Origin of the sequence: Acidovorax sp. LjRoot118 (genome assembly GCF_964253575.1) — a bacterium.
Lineage (GTDB): Bacteria > Pseudomonadota > Gammaproteobacteria > Burkholderiales > Burkholderiaceae_C > Acidovorax.
The window spans coordinates 6,283,779-6,299,783 of the sequence record NZ_CAXURB020000001.1; the positions used below are offsets into that span (position 1 = coordinate 6,283,779).

Sequence of the window (16,005 nt, forward strand, 5' to 3'; positions counted from 1 at the left end):
GTGCCCTCGGCTTGCACCTTTCCCATTCGCAGCACAATAGCGGCTTGTCCTCAAACCCTACCTCCCTCCCCTCCGCCTCCGCCCCCTCGGGCGCACGCCCCATCGACGTTGCGCTGCTGGCCAGCGTGTTCGTCGTGGCCGCCTGCGGCCTGCTCTACGAGCTGGCGGCTGGTGCCCTCGCGTCCTATGTGTTGGGCGACTCGGTGCTGCAGTTCTCCACCATCATCGGCACCTACCTGTTCGCCATGGGCGTGGGCTCCTGGCTGTCGCGCTATTTCGAGCGGCAGCTGCCTGCGCACTTTTTGCGCATCGAGTTGATGGTGGCACTGATTGGCGGCGCGCTGCCGGCCACGCTGTTCCTGGCCAACGCCTATGCGCCGGGGGCCTTCCGGCTGCTGTTGTACGGCATGGTGTTCATGGTGGGCACGCTGGTGGGGCTGGAGATTCCGCTGGTCATGCGCATCTTGAGGCGCAACGTCTCGCTCAAGGACCTGGTCTCGCAGGTGCTGACCTTCGATTACCTGGGCGCGCTGGCCGTGTCCATGGCTTTTCCGCTGCTGCTGGTGCCGCACCTGGGGCTCATCCGCACGGGGCTGCTGTTCGGGCTCATGAATGCAGCCGTGGCGCTGTGGGCGGTGTGGCTGTTCCGCGATGAGCTGCGCCGCCTGCGCGCGCATGCCTTCGCCTGCGTCGCCGTCATAGGGCTGCTGTTCGCGGGCCTGCTCGGCGCGGACCACATCACCAGCTTTGCCGAAGACAAGTTCTACCAGGACCGCATCGTCTTCAGCACCGCGTCGTCCTACCAGCGCATCGTCGTCACCAACGGCAAGCTGGGTCACCGCCTGTACCTCAACGGCAACCTGCAGTTCGCGGAGCGCGACGAGTACCGCTACCACGAGGCCCTGGTCCACCCCGCCATGGCGGCGCACGGCGCACCCCGGCGCGTGGCCGTGCTCGGCGGTGGCGACGGCATGGCCGTGCGCGAGATCCTCAAGTACCCCTCGGTCGAGTCCGTCACCCTGGTGGAGCTGGACCCGGCCATGACGCGCCTGTTCAGCGACAACCCCACGCTCGCCCGGCTCAATGGCGAGGCGCTGCGCTCGCCCAAGGTGCACGTGGTCAACACCGACGCCTTCCAGTGGCTGCAGCACGGCAAGGACGCCAAGGCGGATGGCGGCGATGCGGTGGATGACCTGTTCGACGTGATCGTGGTCGACTTTCCCGATCCCACCAATTTTTCCATCGGCAAGCTCTACACCAACAGCTTCTATGCGCTGCTGGACAAGCGCTTGGCGGCCAGCGGTTATGCCGTGGTGCAGACCACCTCGCCGCTGGTGGCACGCCAGAGTTTCTGGACCGTGGTGCAGACCATCGAGTCCGTGGGCCTGCAGACGGCGCCCTACCATGCCCATGTGCCCAGCTTCGGCGAGTGGGGCTTCGTGGTGGCCAGCCGCCGGCCCTGGCGCATGCCCGAGGCACTGCCGCCCGACCTGCGCTTCCTGAGCGCGGGCACGCTTCCCCTGCTGTTCGACTTTCCGCTCGACATGGCGCGCCTGCCGGCCGAGGTGAACCGCCTGTCCAACCAGGCGCTGGTGCACACCTACGAGCGGGAATGGGGCAAGGTGGTTGCGCACTGAATTCGGAACAACCCCCTGAGGGGGACGCCCCCAGCGCGGCGGGGCGGCCCTTGCGCGGGGGCGCTGGCCTGGGCCGCGCCAGGTGTGGGGACCTGGGGTTAGGGGCCTGCGCTGTTGCATCCATGCCGCGCGGATGTAACAAATCGGGGAGTTGAGGGGGTTACCGGGCACGTGGGTAAATCGCTCACGGGGTTCCCGGCAAAATGGAAACCAACGCTTACATTTTGTCCGCCCGATGCTCGAGAGATTCTTCGTTGTCGGCGCAGAGCGGGATCTACAGAACCTTTGGGGGCACGACCCCTGGCTGGTGGCCCTGTCGGTCGCGCTCGCGATCGCCTCCTCCCTCATGGCGCTGCACCTGGCAGCGCTGGCCTTGCGCGCACCCGACCGCTTGCGCCGCAACCTCACGGTGGCTTCCGGTGCGGTGGCGCTGGGCGGGGGCGTCTGGTCCATGCATTTCGTGGGCATGCTGGCGTTCGATCTGTGCGCCAATGGTCATTTCGAGCCCTGGGTCACGGCGCTGTCGTTTCTTCCCAGCCTCGTGGCCTCGTGGATCGCGTTGCACGTGCTCACCCAGGAGCAGCCCACCCGCCGCTCCATCACCTGGGGTGGTACCTTGGTGGGCGTGGGAATCGGCGTCATGCACTACGCCGGCATGTCGGCATCCGATGCGGCGCCGCTGATCCGCTACGACGTGGTGGGCTTCCTGGCCTCCCTCGTGTTCGCGGTGGGCATGGCCATCCTGGCGCTGTGGCTGCGTTTTGGCATGCAGCGCGCCTGGACGCGCCGCCCCTGGCTGAGCACGCTGCTGGGCGGCCTGGTCCTGGGCCTGGCGATCGCCGGCATGCACTACATCAGCATCGCGGCCGTGCGCGTGTCCGGCAGACCCGATCTCCTGGGGCCAGTACCCGAGCAAGCCAGGTACATGGCCCTGGCCATCGCCCTGATGGCGGTGCTGGTGGGCCTGGTGGTCACCACCGTCAACATCGGCCTGCGGGTCCGCTGGCTGCTGCGCAGATCCGAACAGAGCGAATCGCGCCTGCGCTCCGTGGTGGAGACGGCCATGGACGCCATCATCATGGCCGATTCGGACGGCACCATCCGGTCCTTCAACGGCTCGGCACAGCGGATGCTCGGCTGGACCGCCGAGGAAGCCGTGGGCCAGCCGGTGCGCATGCTGGTGGACCCCGCCTATGCCAACACGCCGCACAGCTACCTGCCGCGCGACCTGTCCCGGGGCGAAGCGCGCCAGGTGGGCAAGGACAAGGAAATCCACGTGGTGCGCAAGGACGGCGCCCTGGTGCCCGTGCGCCTGGTGGTCGGCCGCGTGGACCTGCCGGGGCCGCCGGTGCTCGTGGGGTTCCTGACCGATCTGACCGAGCGCCGGGCCATCGAGCAGGAGCGCCGGCGCGGCGAGGAGCAACTGCGTTCGCTGGTGCGCAACATCCCGGGCGTGGCGTTTCGCTGCCGGTACGACGCCGACTGGTCCATGCTGTTCATCAGCGATGCGGTCGAGGCCCTGACCGGTTGGCCGGCCGAGGACTTCCTGCACAGCCGCATCTCCTTTGGCCGCATCATCCACGAGGACGATGCCGAACGCATCGGTGAGCAGGTGGCGCGCGCCCTGGACGCCGGCGAATCCTATGTGCTGGAGTACCGGCTGCACACGCGGCATGGCGGCATCCGCTGGGTGTCCGAAACGGGCCGAGGCGTCGCAGGGCCGCAGGGGGAAGTCCGGTGGATCGATGGCGTGATCACCGACATGACGGCCTCCAAGGCACAGAACGCCGAGTTCGTGGGCACGGTCACTGCCATCGGCCGGTCGCAGGCGGTGATCGAGTTCGACCTCATGGGCAAGGTGCTCACCGCCAACCGGAATTTCCTGGACCTCATGGGCTATACGCTCGCCGAAATCGAGGGGCAGCACCACCGCATCTTCTGCACGCCGGAGTACGCCGAGAGCCAGGCCTACCAGGCCTTCTGGGCGCGCCTGGGCCAGGGCGAGTTCGATGCCGGAGAATACCTGCGCCTGGGCCGAGACGGGCGCGAGGTCTGGATCCAGGCCACCTACAACCCCATCTTCGACGCGCAGGGGCGGGCCTTCAAGATCGTCAAGTTTGCCACCGACCTCACCGTGCGCCGGCGCATGGAGACCGACCTGCGCGCGGCCAAGGAACAGGCCGAGCACGCGGCAGCGGCGCGCAGCACCTTCCTGGCGAACATGAGCCATGAGATCCGCACGCCCATGAACGCCATCATCGGTTTCACCGAGGCGCTGCTCGATACCCCGCTCGAAAGCACCCAGCGCCGCCACCTGGGCACGGTGCACCATGCGGCGCGTTCCATGCTGCGCCTGCTCAACGACATTCTGGACACCGCCAAGCTCGAAAAAGGCGCGGTGGAACTGGAGGTGGCCGACTTCAGCCTGCGCGAGCTGTGCGAGCAGATCCTCGCCTCGCTGCGCATCACCGCAGCCAAGAAGGGGCTGGAGCTGGTGCTCGACTACCCTGGCGCGGTGCCCACGCACTGGCAGGGCGATGCCTTCCGCATCCAGCAGGTGCTGCTCAACCTGCTGGGCAATGCGATCAAGTTCACCCACGCAGGACGTGTCACCCTGCGCGTCTCGGGCGTGAATGCGCAACTGGTGCTGGAAGTGACCGACACCGGCATCGGTATCGACGCGGCGGGTGTGGAACGCATTTTCGACCCCTTTGCGCAGGCCGATGCCTCCACCACGCGCCGCTACGGCGGCACGGGCCTGGGCACCACCATCGCCCGCCAGCTGGCGGAGCTCATGGGCGGTGCCATCGCGGTGGCAAGCCGCGTGGGCCACGGCAGCACCTTCACCGTGCGCCTGCCGCTGCGCACGGGCCAGGCCCCGGTGGATGGCAGTGCATCGGCCCGGGACTGGCTGCGCGCGCCCTTGCCCAGCCTGCGTGTGCTGGCCGTGGACGACGTGCCCGCCAACCTGGAGCTGCTGCAGATCACGCTGCAGCGCGGCGGCCACAAGATCACCGCGGCAGGCAGTGGCGCGCAGGCGCTGGAAGCCTTTGCGGCAGAACGCTTCGACGTGATCCTCATGGATCTGCAGATGCCCGACATGGACGGGCTGGAGGTCACCCGCCACTTGCGCAGCTTCGAGCAGGCCCGGCAGCGCAAGGCCACGCCCATCGTGGCACTGTCGGCCAGCGTCCTGGAGCAGGACCGCCGCAATGCCCGTGCCGCCGGCATGGATGGCTTTGCGAGCAAGCCGGTCGAGCCGGTGCGGCTCATGGCCGAGATCGCGCGCGTGATTGGCGTGCGCGAAGATGGCGCTGACCCGGTGTTTGCCGTCACCAGTGCCTTTGGCAGCCTGGAGGCCCCCAACGGGCTGCAGGGGATGCGCGCACTGAGGCCACCGCAGGCGCCGTTGCCGGCCGCCATCGAGTGGGACCGTGGTGTGCGGCTGTGGACCCAGGCACGCTACCTGCGAGAGGCCATCGAACGCTTCATGCAGGAGAGCGGCGTGGCGCTGGCGGGCCTGCTGTCTGCGCACCAGGCGGACGATTGGGAAAGCCTGGAATCACGTGCCCACCGCGTGCGTGGCGCCGCTGCCAACCTGGCGCTGCCCGTGGTGCAGCAGCTCGCCGGGCAGATCGAGCACGCGGCCCGCGCGCGCGATGCCGCTCCAGTGCAGGCAGCGCTGCTGGCCCTGGCCACCGCGCTCGATGCGGTGCGCGTCGCCCTGCTCAATCCGCAGGCCCCTGACGCCCAGTTGCAGGGCACGGCCTCCTCACCGGTGCCGCTGCCGCCCGCCGAGCGCAGCCGTGTCATCGCCGCCATCGATGCCCTGGTCGCCGCCCTGGTGCAAGGGGAGCTGGCCGATGCTCCGTTGGCGGTGCTGGAGGGCGAGCTGTCGGCCGTCAGTCTCAACAGCCTGCAGGAGGCGCTGGATCGCTTCGATTTTGACGAGGCGCGGGCCTGCCTGCTGGCCTTGCGTGCGCATCTGCAGGCGCCCACGCCCCCCCAGGAGATGGCATGACCCCCGTGCAGGAAGACCACCGCCCGCGACTGCTGCTGGTGGACGACGAACCCACCAATCTGCAGGTGCTGCGCCACATCCTGCAGGAGGACTTTCGCCTGCTGTTCGCCACCGACGGGGCGCGCGCGCTGCAGATCGCCCAGCAGCAGCGGCCCGACCTGGTGCTGCTCGACGTGATGATGCCGCAGATGGACGGCTACGGCGTGTGCCAGGCCCTCAAGGCCGACCGCGCCACCGCGAACATACCGGTGATCTTCGTCACCGCGCTCACCGAAGCGCAGGACGAGGCGCGTGGCTTCGACGTGGGCGGCGTGGACTACATCACCAAGCCCGTGAGCGCCCCCGTGGTGCGCGCCCGCGTGCGCACGCACCTGTCGCTGGTGCGCACCGAGGAACTGCGCGAAACGCGGCTGCAGATCGTGCAGCGCCTGGGCCGCGCCGCCGAGTACAAGGACAACGAGACCGGCATGCACGTCATCCGCATGAGCCACTTCGCCCATGTGTTGGCGCTGGCGCTGGGCCACTCGCCCGCCTGGGCCGAAGACCTGCTCAATGCCGCGCCCATGCACGATGTGGGCAAGATCGGTATCCCCGATGCCGTGCTGCGCAAGCCCGGCCCGCTCGATGCCGGCGAGTGGGACACCATGCGCCGCCATCCGCAGATCGGTGCCGAGATCATCGGCGAGCACCCCGCAGGCTTGCTGCGCCTGGCCCACTCCATTGCGCTCACGCACCACGAGAAGTGGGACGGCAGTGGCTACCCGCAGGGCCTGGCAGGCGAGGCGATCCCGGTGGAGTCGCGCATCGTCGCCCTGGCAGACGTGTTCGATGCACTGACGGCGCGCCGGCCCTACAAGGAGCCCTGGAGCATCGAGGACACCCTGGCCCACCTGCGCGCCCAGGCGGGCAAGCACTTCGACCCTGGGATGGTGGAGGTGTTCATCGCGCAGCTGCCCCGGCTGCTGGAGATCCAGGCGCGCTGGAAAGATTGACCCCCCGTTGCCGGGGACTGGCTTGCGGGTGACGTAGAGTACGGCCCCATGTCCCTTGCGCCCCCCTCTTCTCCGCCCTCACCACGCCGCAGGCAGCTGCTACAGGCTGGCGCCCTGTTCGCCTCAGGCGGACTGCTGCAGGGTTGCGACAAGGTGCCGCGCACACTCGATGGTGGCTTTGCCGGCATCGACATGGAGCGCGGCCATGCGCTGCGCGAGTTGCTGCAAAAGGGCCGCCTGCCCGAGCCTTCCGTGGTGCGGCGTGCGCAGGTCATCATCGCCGGCGGCGGCGTGGCAGGGCTGGCCGCGGCGCGCGCGCTGCGCCTGGCCGGGGTGGAGGACTTTGCGCTGCTGGAGCTCGAAGACCAGCCTGGCGGCAACAGCCGCGGCGGTGTGGTCGGCGGCATCGCCTGCCCCATGGGCGCGCACTACCTGCCCGTGCCCGGCGACGACGCGGGCGAGGTGCAGGACCTGCTCGAAGAACTGGGCCTGCGCCAGCGCGTGGCTGGGCGCTGGCGTTACGACGAGCGCCACCTGTGCCATAGCCCGCAGGAGCGCCTTTACTTCGAGGGTGAATGGCAGGAGGGCCTGCTGCCGGTGCAGGGCGTGAACGAGGCCACGCTGGCCCAGTACCGCCGGTTCTCGGAGCGGGTGGATGCCTTGTCCAAGGCGGCGCGCTTCACCATGCCCATGCTCAAGGCCTTCAACGGCAAGCGGCCGCTGTCGCCCACGCACCAGGCGCTCGACGCCCTGAGTTTCGGCGCCTGGCTCACGCAGGAGGGGCTGGACGATGCACACCTGCGCTGGTACCTGGACTACTGCTGCCGCGACGACTACGGTGCGGGCATGGCGCGCGTATCGGCCTGGGCCGGCATCCACTACTTCGCCAGCCGCCATGGCTTCCATGCGCCGGGCGACGCAGGCACCGATGACCGCGAGGGCGTGCTCACCTGGCCCGAGGGCAATGGCTGGCTCACGCAGCGCCTGGCGGTGCCGCTGCGCGAAGGCGGGCAACTGGCCACGGGCACCAGCGTGCTGCGCATCACCGAGGGGCGCCATGGCGTGGAGGTGGAGGCGCTCAACCATGCCTCGGGCAATGTCGAGCGCTGGCAGGCGCCGCGCTGCGTGGTGGCGCTGCCCCTGTTCCTGGCTGCACGCGTGGTGCGCAACCCGCCGGCCTTTCTCACCGAAACAGCGCAGCGCCTGTCCTGGGCGCCGTGGCTGGTGGCCAACATCCACATCGATGCGCCGTTGACCGACCGCGCAGGCGCCGCGCCCGCCTGGGACAACGTGCTGTATGCCGATGCCAACCCCGGTGGCCTGGGCTATGTGGACGCCGGCCACCAGCGCCTGGACCCGCGCCCGGGGCCCACGGTGCTCACCTACTACCAGGCCCTGGGCGATCTGCCCGATGGCCGCCAGCAACTGGCCACCCAGCCCTGGGCCCACTGGGCGCAGGCGGCCATGCAGTCACTGGCCGGCCCGCACCCCGACCTGGCCCAGCGCGCCACGCGCGTGGACGTCACGCGCTATGGGCACGCCATGTCCATCCCCACGCCGGGGCTGCTGGGCTGGCTGCACCAGCCGGGCCGTTACCGCGCGCCCGACAAGCGCGTGCGCCTGGCCAGCGGCGAGCGCGTGGCCGTGCTGCCTACGCCGGCCACGGCGCGCCTGGCGTTCGCCCACAGCGACTGGTCGGGGTATTCGGTGTTCGAGGAAGCCTTCACGCGCGGCCACATGGCCGGGCTGGTGGCAGCCGGCTGAACGGCACTGGCATGGCAGGCACGGCGCTCGAAGTCGAGGTGCATCTCAGCGTACCGCGCCAGCAGCTGCATCTGTACGCGGGCGATGCGCTGGTGCGCAGCTATGCCGTCTCCACCGCGCTGCAGGGCGTGGGTGAGTTGAACGGCAGCGGCTGCACGCCGCGCGGCCTGCACCGCGTGCGCGCCAAGGTGGGCGCGGGCTGCGATACCGCCACCGTCTTCGTGGGGCGCCGGCCCACGGGCGAAGTCTTCACCCCCGAACTGGCCCTGCAGCACCCGGGGCGCGACTGGATCCTGTGCCGCATCCTGTGGCTCGCGGGCTGCGAGCAGGGCGTCAACCGCGGTGGCGCGGTGGACACGCTGCGCAGGTACATCTACATCCACGGCTGCCCGGACGGCACGCCCCTGGGCGCGCCGGCGTCGCACGGTTGCGTGCGCATGGCCAATGCCGATGTGGCGGACCTGTTCGACCGGGTGGTGGTAGGGACTGCGGTGTACATCGAAGGCTAGGGGCTGCCGCCGTGTGGGCCGATGTCACGGGCCCGTCACGCGGACCGGGCATCGTCGCCGCTTTACTTACATTTGCAGCGAGTGACCATGTCCCGACTCTCCACCCTCGCCGCCTGCGCCCTGCTGGCGTGCGCCGCCGCTTCCACCACGGCCCAGGCCCAGCAGGCGTACCCCGCCACGCTGGCCGGCCATGCCGTGATGCCCGCCATGAGCCTGGTGCCAGCGCCCAAGGACGCGCCGCAGGACCTGCAGACCAGCGGCAAGTTCACCACGGGCAAGCGCGTGGAGGCGCTGGGCTCGGTCGAAGGCCTCTCGGGTGGCCGCCCTACCGGCATCTCGCTGCCGTTCGCGGGCCAGCCGCTGCAGGGCCACTCGGGCATCAAGCGCATGGCCGACGGCTCGTTCTGGATCCTCACGGACAACGGCGCCGGCGCCAAGGCCAATTCGCCCGATTTCATGCTGCACCTGAGCCACTACAGCGTGGACTTCAAGGCCGGCCAGTTCAACCGCCTGGCCACCGTGTTCCTGCACGACCCGGATAAGAAGGTGCCGTTTCGCATCACCCACGAAGGCACGGACAAGCGCTACCTCACGGGCGCGGACTTCGATCCCGAGAGCTTCCAGTTCGCCGGTGGCGCACTGTGGATCGGCGAGGAGTTCGGGCCCTATCTGATCAAGGCCGACCTTTCGGGCCGCGTGCTCGCCGTGTTCGAAACGCAGGTGGACGGCAAGCTCGTGCGCTCGCCCGACCACCCGGCCATCACCACGGCCGGCGCGCCCGACGCCAAGGCCCCTGCCTTCGAGGTCAAGCGCTCCAAAGGCTATGAAGGCATGGCCTCGTCCAAGGACGGCAGCAAGCTCTACGCCCTGCTCGAAGGCCCGCTGTGGAACGAGGCCGGTAAGGCCTACGAGGCCGTGGATGGCAAGCAGTATCTGCGCGTGCTGGAGTTCGACGTGAAGGCCGAGCAGTGGACCGGCCGCCACTGGAAGTACGTGCTCGAAGCCAACCACCATGCCATCGGCGACTTCAACATGATCGACGGCACCACTGGCCTCATCATCGAGCGCGACAACGGCGAAGGCACGGCCGACAAGGCCTGCCCCGAAGGACAGAAGCGCACGGACTGCTTCCACGACCTGGCAAAATTCAAACGCGTCTACAAGATTGAGTTGACCGACGCCAACGTCGGTGGCCCGCTGCGCAAGGTTGGCTACATCGACCTGATGTCCATCCAGGACCCGAAACGCCTGGCGAAGAAGCCGTTGAACAACGGCGTGCTCACCTTCCCCTTCTTCACCATCGAGAACGTGGACGTGGTGGATGGCACGCACATCGTGGTCGGCAACGACAACAACCTGCCCTTCAGCTCCAGCCGCGAACCGAACAAGGCCGATGACAACGAGCTCGTGCTGTTGGATGTGGGCGAACTGCTGCGCGCGAAGTAAGCACCACGCTCCCTGTGCAAAAGGGCTGCCCCGAAGGCAGCCCTTTTGTATGGCGGGCAGCACGGTGCGAGGCCGGGTGGCAAAATCGGCGGCCACATCCTGAAAGCCGCGCCACCATGTTCACAGGCATCGTTCAAGCCACGGCAGGCATTGCCGCCATCCATGACCGCGCAGGCCTGCGCACCTTCACGCTCGATTTCCCCGAGGGCTTCTGCCAGGACCTGGCCATTGGTGCCAGTGTTTCCACCGATGGCGTGTGCCTCACGGTGACCGAGATCCTCTCGCCCACACAGGCCAACTTCGACGTGATGCAGCAGAGCCTGAACATCACCACGCTGGGAAGCTACGGCCAGGGCGACCGCGTGAATGTGGAGCGCGCTGCCAAGGACGGTGCCGAGATCGGCGGCCACCCGCTGTCGGGTCACATCGATTTTTCGGGCACGCTGGCCAGCGTGCGCGAGTTCGACAACAACCTGGTGTGGCGCGTGGCCGTGCCGCCCGAGTTCCGCAGGTATGTGTTCGCCAAGGGCTACATCGCCATCCATGGTGCCAGCCTCACGGTGGCCGAGGTGAACCGCGCCGAAGGCTGGTTCGAGGTCTGGCTGATCCCCGAGACCCGCCGTGCCACGGTGTTCGAGGGCAAGAAGGCTGGCGACCGCCTGAACATCGAGATCGAGCGCAGCACCCAGGTGGTGGTGGACACGGTGCGCGAAGCGGTGCAGGAAAGCCTGGGCCGGCTGCAGCCCGTGCTCGAAGCCCTGCTCAAGGAAAAGGGCCTGTCCCTTGAAGACTTCGTGCAACCCCCCGTGCTCCCGCACTGAAGCTCAGCCCGCGACGTAGTCGAGAAAGCCGGTGACACGGCGCAGGCGCCCGTCGGCGTCCACCTCGGCCACGTCGGTGCCACGCGCCACGGGTTCGGCCCCCGGGGCCGCGAGCGCCCAGGAAAAGCGCACCACGCTGTGGTGCCCGTCGGGCGTGCCCAGCAGCGCGAAGCGGTAACCGGCAAAACGCTGCTGCGCGCCCGCGATCAGGGCCGCCATGCCGTCATGGCCCCTGCCTTCCATCATCGGGTCGAGGTAGTGCACCTCGCTGCTGAAGGCCTCGCGCACCAGGCGATCCCGCTCGCTGCTGTCGGTGGCGTTCCACGCGCTCAGGTAACGTGCGGCGATGCCGGAGGCCGAAGTGGCGGCGTTCAGGACAGGGGATTCGACGGTGTTCATGGTGGCTGCTCCAGAGAAGTTGAACGAACGGAATAAAAACAAAGGGTGGCGGATGCAGGCAGGCATCCGACGCAAGCCATTCTTCGCGGCTGCCCTGCCGGCGTCGATGACCTGGCAGGTCATGTGCCAGGGATAATGCGGCGCCTGCATGCTGAACTCCACCGCTTCCTCTTCTTCTCCTGGTGCGCCGCGCGCTCTGCAGCTGCACGACCTGCCCGGTCTGCTGCAGGTGCAGCTGGCCTGCTATGGCGCGGGCTTTGTCGAAAGCGGCGAGGTGTTTGCGCGCCGGCTCGCCAGCCCGGTCAACTGCTCGCTGGTGCTCGAACGCGCCGGCCAGGTCTGCGCCTACCTGGCGGCCTACCGCTCGGTGCAGGGCAAGGTCACGCCGCTGCACGGCGACTTCGAGGGCCCGCCCGGCGCACCCGACACCCTGTACCTGCACGACATGGCGGTGCTGCCGGCCTGCGCAGGCCAGGGCCTGGCGCAGACGCTGCTTGCGCCGCTGTGGGCGCAGGGCGCGGCATGGGGGCTGCGGTACACCGCCCTGGTCTCGGTGCAGGGCTCGCAGGGCTACTGGGAGCACCATGGCTACGCCGTGCAGCCGCTGGCCGATGCACAGCAGCGTGAGCGGCTGGCAAGCTACGGCGAGGGGGCCGTGTACATGGTGCGAACGCTGGCTCCCTAGCCAGCGCCTTGCGTACGCCATTGGGCTTGTTTGAACGGCGCCACGGGCCGGGCATCTGTCGCAGGCCGTGGTCATAATGGCTGGCATGCCGAACCGCTGGAAACCCAATGTCACCGTGGCTGCCGTGATCGAACGCGATGGCCGCTTCCTGCTGGTGGAGGAAGAAACCACCGATGGCCTCAAGCTGAACAACCCAGCCGGCCACCTGGACCCCGGTGAGTCGCCCCCCAGCGCCTGCGCGCGCGAGGTGCTCGAAGAAACTGCGCACGATTTCGAGCCCACGCACCTGATCGGTGTGTACCTCAACCGTTTCACCAAGACGCGCACGGGCGACGACCTGACCTACCTGCGTTTTGCCTTTGCCGGCACGCTGGGCACGCACCACGCCTGGCGCACGCTGGACGAAGGCATCGTGCGCACCGTGTGGATGACGGCCGACGAAATCCGCGCCTGCCCCGAGCGCCACCGCAGCCCGTTGCTGCTGCAGTGCCTGGCCGACTACTTGGCCGGCCAGCGCTACCCGGTGTCGCTGGTACACACCGACATCTCGGTGACCCAGACCTCGGGCTGACTCGCCGCAAATATTTGTGGGATCGCATGTAACCCGCAGGTTGGATGGAGCGAAGTAACAGGCAGAGAGCACGGCGCCGTGCGATCTGAAACCCCTGTTTCGACCCTCCCTCACCTTTACGGAGTCTTCCACCATGCTGTCCACCTCGAACCCATCCGCCGCTTCCCTCGCCCTGGCCGCAGCCCTGCTGGCCCTGTCCTCCGGCGCCTTTGCCGCCGACGCCCCCAAGGGCTCCAAGGGCGGGGCTGTCGCTGCCAACGACAAGGTGCACTGCTACAACGTGCACGACTGCAAGGGCAACAGCGACTGCTCCACCGCCGAGCACAGCTGCAAGGGCCAGAATGCCTGCAAGGGCCACGGCTTCAAGGCCAAGACCGCTGCCCAGTGCCTGAGCGAAAAGGGCACCATCGGCGATATCAAAGGTTGACCCCCTGAGTCGCTTCGCGCCTTCCCCCTTGAAGGGGGACGCCGCCCCTGCGGCGGGGCGGCCCTTGCACGGCGGCATTGGCCTGGGCCGTGACAGTTTCATTGGCCTTGGGCGTAGCAGAGCGCACGAAGCATCAACCTATCAGCCATGGCACACGACCCCATCGCCGCGCGCGGCACCGGCTTCGGCCTGGGCCTGCGCACCGCCCACTACGCGGATTTTCTGGCCGGCCCGCAGCCGCTGGATTGGCTGGAGATCATCACCGACAACTACCTCATCGAGGGCGGCAAGCCGCTGGCGGTGCTCGACACGCTGCGCCGCGACTACCCCATGGCCATGCACGGCGTGGCCATGTCCATCGGTGCGGCGCAGGGCGTGGACATTGCCTACCTGCGCCAAGTGAAGGCGCTGGCCGAGCGCATCGAGCCGCTGTGGGTATCGGACCACCTGTGCTGGATCGGCCCCGGGCCGCAGCAGCAACTGCACGACCTGTACCCGCTGCCCTATACCGATGCCTCGGCGCGCCATGTGATCGCGCAGGTCCGCCGCGCGCAGGACGTTCTGGGCCGCCGGCTGGTGCTGGAGAACGTCTCCAGCTACATCCGCTATGCCGGCGACAGCGCAAGCGAATGGCAGTTCCTGGCCCACATCGCGCAGGAGGCCGACTGCCTGCTGCTGGTCGATGTGAACAATATCTACGTGAGCAGCGTGAACCACGGCTTCGACCCGCTCACCTACCTTGATGCGCTGCCCGCGCACCGCGTACAGCAGATCCACCTGGCCGGCCATTCGGACCAGGGTGACCACATCATCGATACGCACGACCACCCCGTGGCCCAGCCCGTGTGGGACCTGTATGCGCGGGCCTGCGAGCGTTTCGGCGCCGTGGCGACCATGGTCGAGCGCGACGACCACATTCCGCCGCTGGCCGAGCTGCTCGATGAAATGGCGATGGCCCGCTCCGTGGCTGCGGTCCATGTGCCGCCGGCCGGGGCTGCGGCCGCAGCACCGGTCGCAGAACCCTGGCCGTTCTCTCCGCTGTCCTTCGCACCCCAGCTGCAGGCGTTGCAGCGGGACCTGGCGGACCGCATCCTGGCCGAGCCCATGCAGGCCCTGGACGCCGAGGCACCGTTCGCGGGGCGCCTGGGCATCTACCACCATGCCTACCGCGCGCGGCTGGCCGAGGTGCTGGCCGACACCTACGCCAAGACCTGGCTCTACCTGGGCTCGGATACGTTCGAAGACCACGCGCGCCAGCATGCCGTGGCGCACCCGCCTACGGCGCGCAGCCTCAACCGCTATGGCGAGGGCTTTGTCGGCACCCTGCGCACGCTCTACCCCGACAACCCCGAGCTGCACGAACTGGCCCAGCTCGACTGGGACCTGCGCACGCGCTTCGACGGGGCGGACGTGCCGGCACTGGACGCGGCCACGGCTCCTTTCGCCGGCCCCTGGCTGGCACGCGCAGGGGTGCTGCACCCCAGTGCATTGCTGCGCACGCTGGCCACCAACGCCGTCGCGCTGTGGAATGCCATCCACGCCGACGAAGACGTGCCCGAGGCGGTGGCGCTGCCAGCGCCTGTCACCTTGCTGGTGTGGCGCAAGGGCCACCAGCCGCACTTTCGCTCGCTGGGCGCCCAGGAGGCGGTCTTCATCCACCTGCTGCAGGCGGGGGCCTCGGTGGAGCAGGCCTGCGACCGCCTGCAGGCGCTGGGGGCGATGCCGGGCACGGAACTGCTCGCACAGTGGCTGGCAGGCTTGTTGCGGGAGGGCCTGGTTGGCCTGGATGCGGCACGCGGCAGCCACTGCGCCGAGGCGCCCGTTGAGGAGCGCGCGAGCGCAGGCTGAGACTCCCTGGCCGGTGCCAGGTCACACCCCGTTGGGCAGCAGCGCGGCCAGCGCCTCGCGCATCCAGCGGGCAATCAGTTGTTGGCGCTCGCGCGGCATGCGGTCCAGCGTCGATGCGACGCTGATGGCGGCCACCGGTGCGCCATCGGCATTGCGCACGGCCATGCCCGCGGCCAGCACGCCCTGGGTGGCGTGGTTGCCCACCACCGACCAACCGCGCTCGCGTGTGGCGCGCACCAGGATCGCGAGGCGCTCGGGCGTCATGCCGCCATAGTGCGGCAAGGCCTGTGCATTGGCCTCTATGCAGGTGGCCACCTCCTCGTCGGGCAGCGCCGCCAGCAGAGCCAGGCCGGCCGCACCCACGCCCAGGGGCTGGCGCGTGCCCACCTGGATCACCAGGATCTGCACCGGGTGCGTGCCCACATGGCGTGCGATGCAGTGCGATGCGGCGCCCTCGCGCACGATGGCGAAGGCCGCATCGCCGCAGGCCCGGCTCACGCGCTCCAGCACGGGTGCCAAACGCATGGCCATGTTGGGCAGGGCGGCGGGCGCGGCCATGGCGGCCATGCGGGGCCCGGCCACGTAGCGAAAACGCCCGCGCCGGGCCACATGGCCGCCCTCCAGCAGCGTGGCCAGCAGGCGGTAGACGGTGGCGCGCTCCAGCCCCACAGCGCGGCACAGGTCGATCACGCGCAAGCCCTCGCGGCCGCTGGCGAGCACGGCGTCGAGCACCTGCAGGCCCCGGCGCAGCGTGCGGCTGCCGGGGTCCTCCGCAGCGTCTGGCGAGGGCAAGGTGGTGGATGAAACGTCCGGCAGACGGACGTTTCGATTCGCGGGTCGGGAAGGCATGGGAAAGAATTTGTCCGTCGATGCAACCAGCATGCA

The 16,005-nt window shown here is 68.9% G+C and carries 13 protein-coding genes; 11 read left to right on the forward strand and 2 right to left on the reverse strand.

Annotated features, from left to right (window positions below):
* Positions 1 to 44: 44 nt before the first annotated feature.
* The 7 genes from ACSQ9E_RS29575 (at position 45) to ACSQ9E_RS29605 (ending at position 11,190) form a co-directional block, all read left to right on the forward strand.
* A complete protein-coding gene (locus tag ACSQ9E_RS29575) occupies positions 45 to 1,637 on the forward strand; it encodes a polyamine aminopropyltransferase (RefSeq protein WP_436219913.1) in 1,593 nt (530 codons plus the stop codon).
* Between the two features lie 235 nt (positions 1,638 to 1,872).
* On the forward strand, positions 1,873 to 5,658 hold the full coding sequence (locus ACSQ9E_RS29580) for a PAS domain S-box protein (protein ID WP_436219914.1): 3,786 nt from the start codon (positions 1,873 to 1,875) through the stop codon (positions 5,656 to 5,658).
* Complete coding sequence (locus ACSQ9E_RS29585; RefSeq protein WP_436219915.1) at positions 5,655 to 6,650, forward strand: response regulator; 996 nt, start codon at positions 5,655 to 5,657, stop codon at positions 6,648 to 6,650. The genes ACSQ9E_RS29580 and ACSQ9E_RS29585 overlap by 4 nt, the downstream gene beginning before the upstream one ends.
* Positions 6,651 to 6,698: 48 nt before the next feature.
* Positions 6,699 to 8,414, forward strand: a complete 1,716-nt coding sequence (locus tag ACSQ9E_RS29590) for an NAD(P)-binding protein (RefSeq protein WP_436219916.1) — start codon at positions 6,699 to 6,701, stop codon at positions 8,412 to 8,414.
* A gap of 11 nt (positions 8,415 to 8,425) precedes the next feature.
* Positions 8,426 to 8,923: a L,D-transpeptidase family protein gene (locus ACSQ9E_RS29595; protein ID WP_428003060.1), complete on the forward strand. Its 498-nt coding sequence runs from the start codon at positions 8,426 to 8,428 to the stop codon at positions 8,921 to 8,923.
* Between the two features lie 87 nt (positions 8,924 to 9,010).
* Entirely contained in the window at positions 9,011 to 10,369 is a 1,359-nt protein-coding gene (locus ACSQ9E_RS29600) for an esterase-like activity of phytase family protein (protein ID WP_436176162.1), read from the forward strand.
* A gap of 116 nt (positions 10,370 to 10,485) precedes the next feature.
* On the forward strand, positions 10,486 to 11,190 hold the full coding sequence (locus ACSQ9E_RS29605) for a riboflavin synthase subunit alpha (protein ID WP_179682865.1): 705 nt from the start codon (positions 10,486 to 10,488) through the stop codon (positions 11,188 to 11,190).
* A 3-nt stretch (positions 11,191 to 11,193) separates the two neighbouring features.
* On the opposite strand, the gene ACSQ9E_RS29610 is transcribed toward ACSQ9E_RS29605, so the two are convergent.
* Positions 11,194 to 11,589, reverse strand: a complete 396-nt coding sequence (locus tag ACSQ9E_RS29610) for a nuclear transport factor 2 family protein (protein WP_436219917.1) — start codon at positions 11,587 to 11,589, stop codon at positions 11,194 to 11,196.
* A gap of 148 nt (positions 11,590 to 11,737) precedes the next feature.
* Between ACSQ9E_RS29610 and ACSQ9E_RS29615 the strand changes: the two genes are divergently transcribed.
* The 4 genes from ACSQ9E_RS29615 (at position 11,738) to bufB (ending at position 15,120) form a co-directional block, all read left to right on the forward strand.
* A complete protein-coding gene (locus ACSQ9E_RS29615) occupies positions 11,738 to 12,274 on the forward strand; it encodes a GNAT family N-acetyltransferase (protein ID WP_057200559.1) in 537 nt (178 codons plus the stop codon).
* An 85-nt stretch (positions 12,275 to 12,359) separates the two neighbouring features.
* Complete coding sequence (locus tag ACSQ9E_RS29620; RefSeq protein ID WP_428003064.1) at positions 12,360 to 12,845, forward strand: NUDIX hydrolase; 486 nt, start codon at positions 12,360 to 12,362, stop codon at positions 12,843 to 12,845.
* A 133-nt stretch (positions 12,846 to 12,978) separates the two neighbouring features.
* Positions 12,979 to 13,272: a BufA2 family periplasmic bufferin-type metallophore gene (bufA2, locus tag ACSQ9E_RS29625; protein ID WP_007850748.1), complete on the forward strand. Its 294-nt coding sequence runs from the start codon at positions 12,979 to 12,981 to the stop codon at positions 13,270 to 13,272.
* 147 nt (positions 13,273 to 13,419) lie between these two features.
* A complete protein-coding gene (bufB, locus tag ACSQ9E_RS29630; RefSeq protein WP_436176159.1) occupies positions 13,420 to 15,120 on the forward strand; it encodes an MNIO family bufferin maturase in 1,701 nt (566 codons plus the stop codon).
* 21 nt (positions 15,121 to 15,141) lie between these two features.
* On the opposite strand, the gene ACSQ9E_RS29635 is transcribed toward bufB, so the two are convergent.
* Positions 15,142 to 15,969, reverse strand: a complete 828-nt coding sequence (locus ACSQ9E_RS29635; protein WP_436219918.1) for an IclR family transcriptional regulator — start codon at positions 15,967 to 15,969, stop codon at positions 15,142 to 15,144.
* Positions 15,970 to 16,005 lie beyond the last annotated feature (36 nt).

What these genes read in the sequence shown, in the direction of transcription:
- ACSQ9E_RS29580 (WP_436219914.1), top strand. Translation starts at nt 1,873, where the DNA reads ATGCTCGAGAGATTCTTCGTTGTCGGCGCAGAGCGGGATCTACAGAAC.
- ACSQ9E_RS29585 (WP_436219915.1), top strand. Translation starts at nt 5,655, where the DNA reads ATGACCCCCGTGCAGGAAGACCACCGCCCGCGACTGCTGCTGGTGGAC.
- ACSQ9E_RS29590 (WP_436219916.1), top strand. Translation starts at nt 6,699, where the DNA reads ATGTCCCTTGCGCCCCCCTCTTCTCCGCCCTCACCACGCCGCAGGCAG.
- ACSQ9E_RS29595 (WP_428003060.1), top strand. Translation starts at nt 8,426, where the DNA reads ATGGCAGGCACGGCGCTCGAAGTCGAGGTGCATCTCAGCGTACCGCGC.
- ACSQ9E_RS29600 (WP_436176162.1), top strand. Translation starts at nt 9,011, where the DNA reads ATGTCCCGACTCTCCACCCTCGCCGCCTGCGCCCTGCTGGCGTGCGCC.
- ACSQ9E_RS29605 (WP_179682865.1), top strand. Translation starts at nt 10,486, where the DNA reads ATGTTCACAGGCATCGTTCAAGCCACGGCAGGCATTGCCGCCATCCAT.
- ACSQ9E_RS29610 (WP_436219917.1), bottom strand. Translation starts at nt 11,589, where the DNA reads ATGAACACCGTCGAATCCCCTGTCCTGAACGCCGCCACTTCGGCCTCC.
- ACSQ9E_RS29615 (WP_057200559.1), top strand. Translation starts at nt 11,738, where the DNA reads ATGCTGAACTCCACCGCTTCCTCTTCTTCTCCTGGTGCGCCGCGCGCT.
- ACSQ9E_RS29620 (WP_428003064.1), top strand. Translation starts at nt 12,360, where the DNA reads ATGCCGAACCGCTGGAAACCCAATGTCACCGTGGCTGCCGTGATCGAA.
- bufA2 (WP_007850748.1), top strand. Translation starts at nt 12,979, where the DNA reads ATGCTGTCCACCTCGAACCCATCCGCCGCTTCCCTCGCCCTGGCCGCA.
- bufB (WP_436176159.1), top strand. Translation starts at nt 13,420, where the DNA reads ATGGCACACGACCCCATCGCCGCGCGCGGCACCGGCTTCGGCCTGGGC.
- ACSQ9E_RS29635 (WP_436219918.1), bottom strand. Translation starts at nt 15,969, where the DNA reads ATGCCTTCCCGACCCGCGAATCGAAACGTCCGTCTGCCGGACGTTTCA.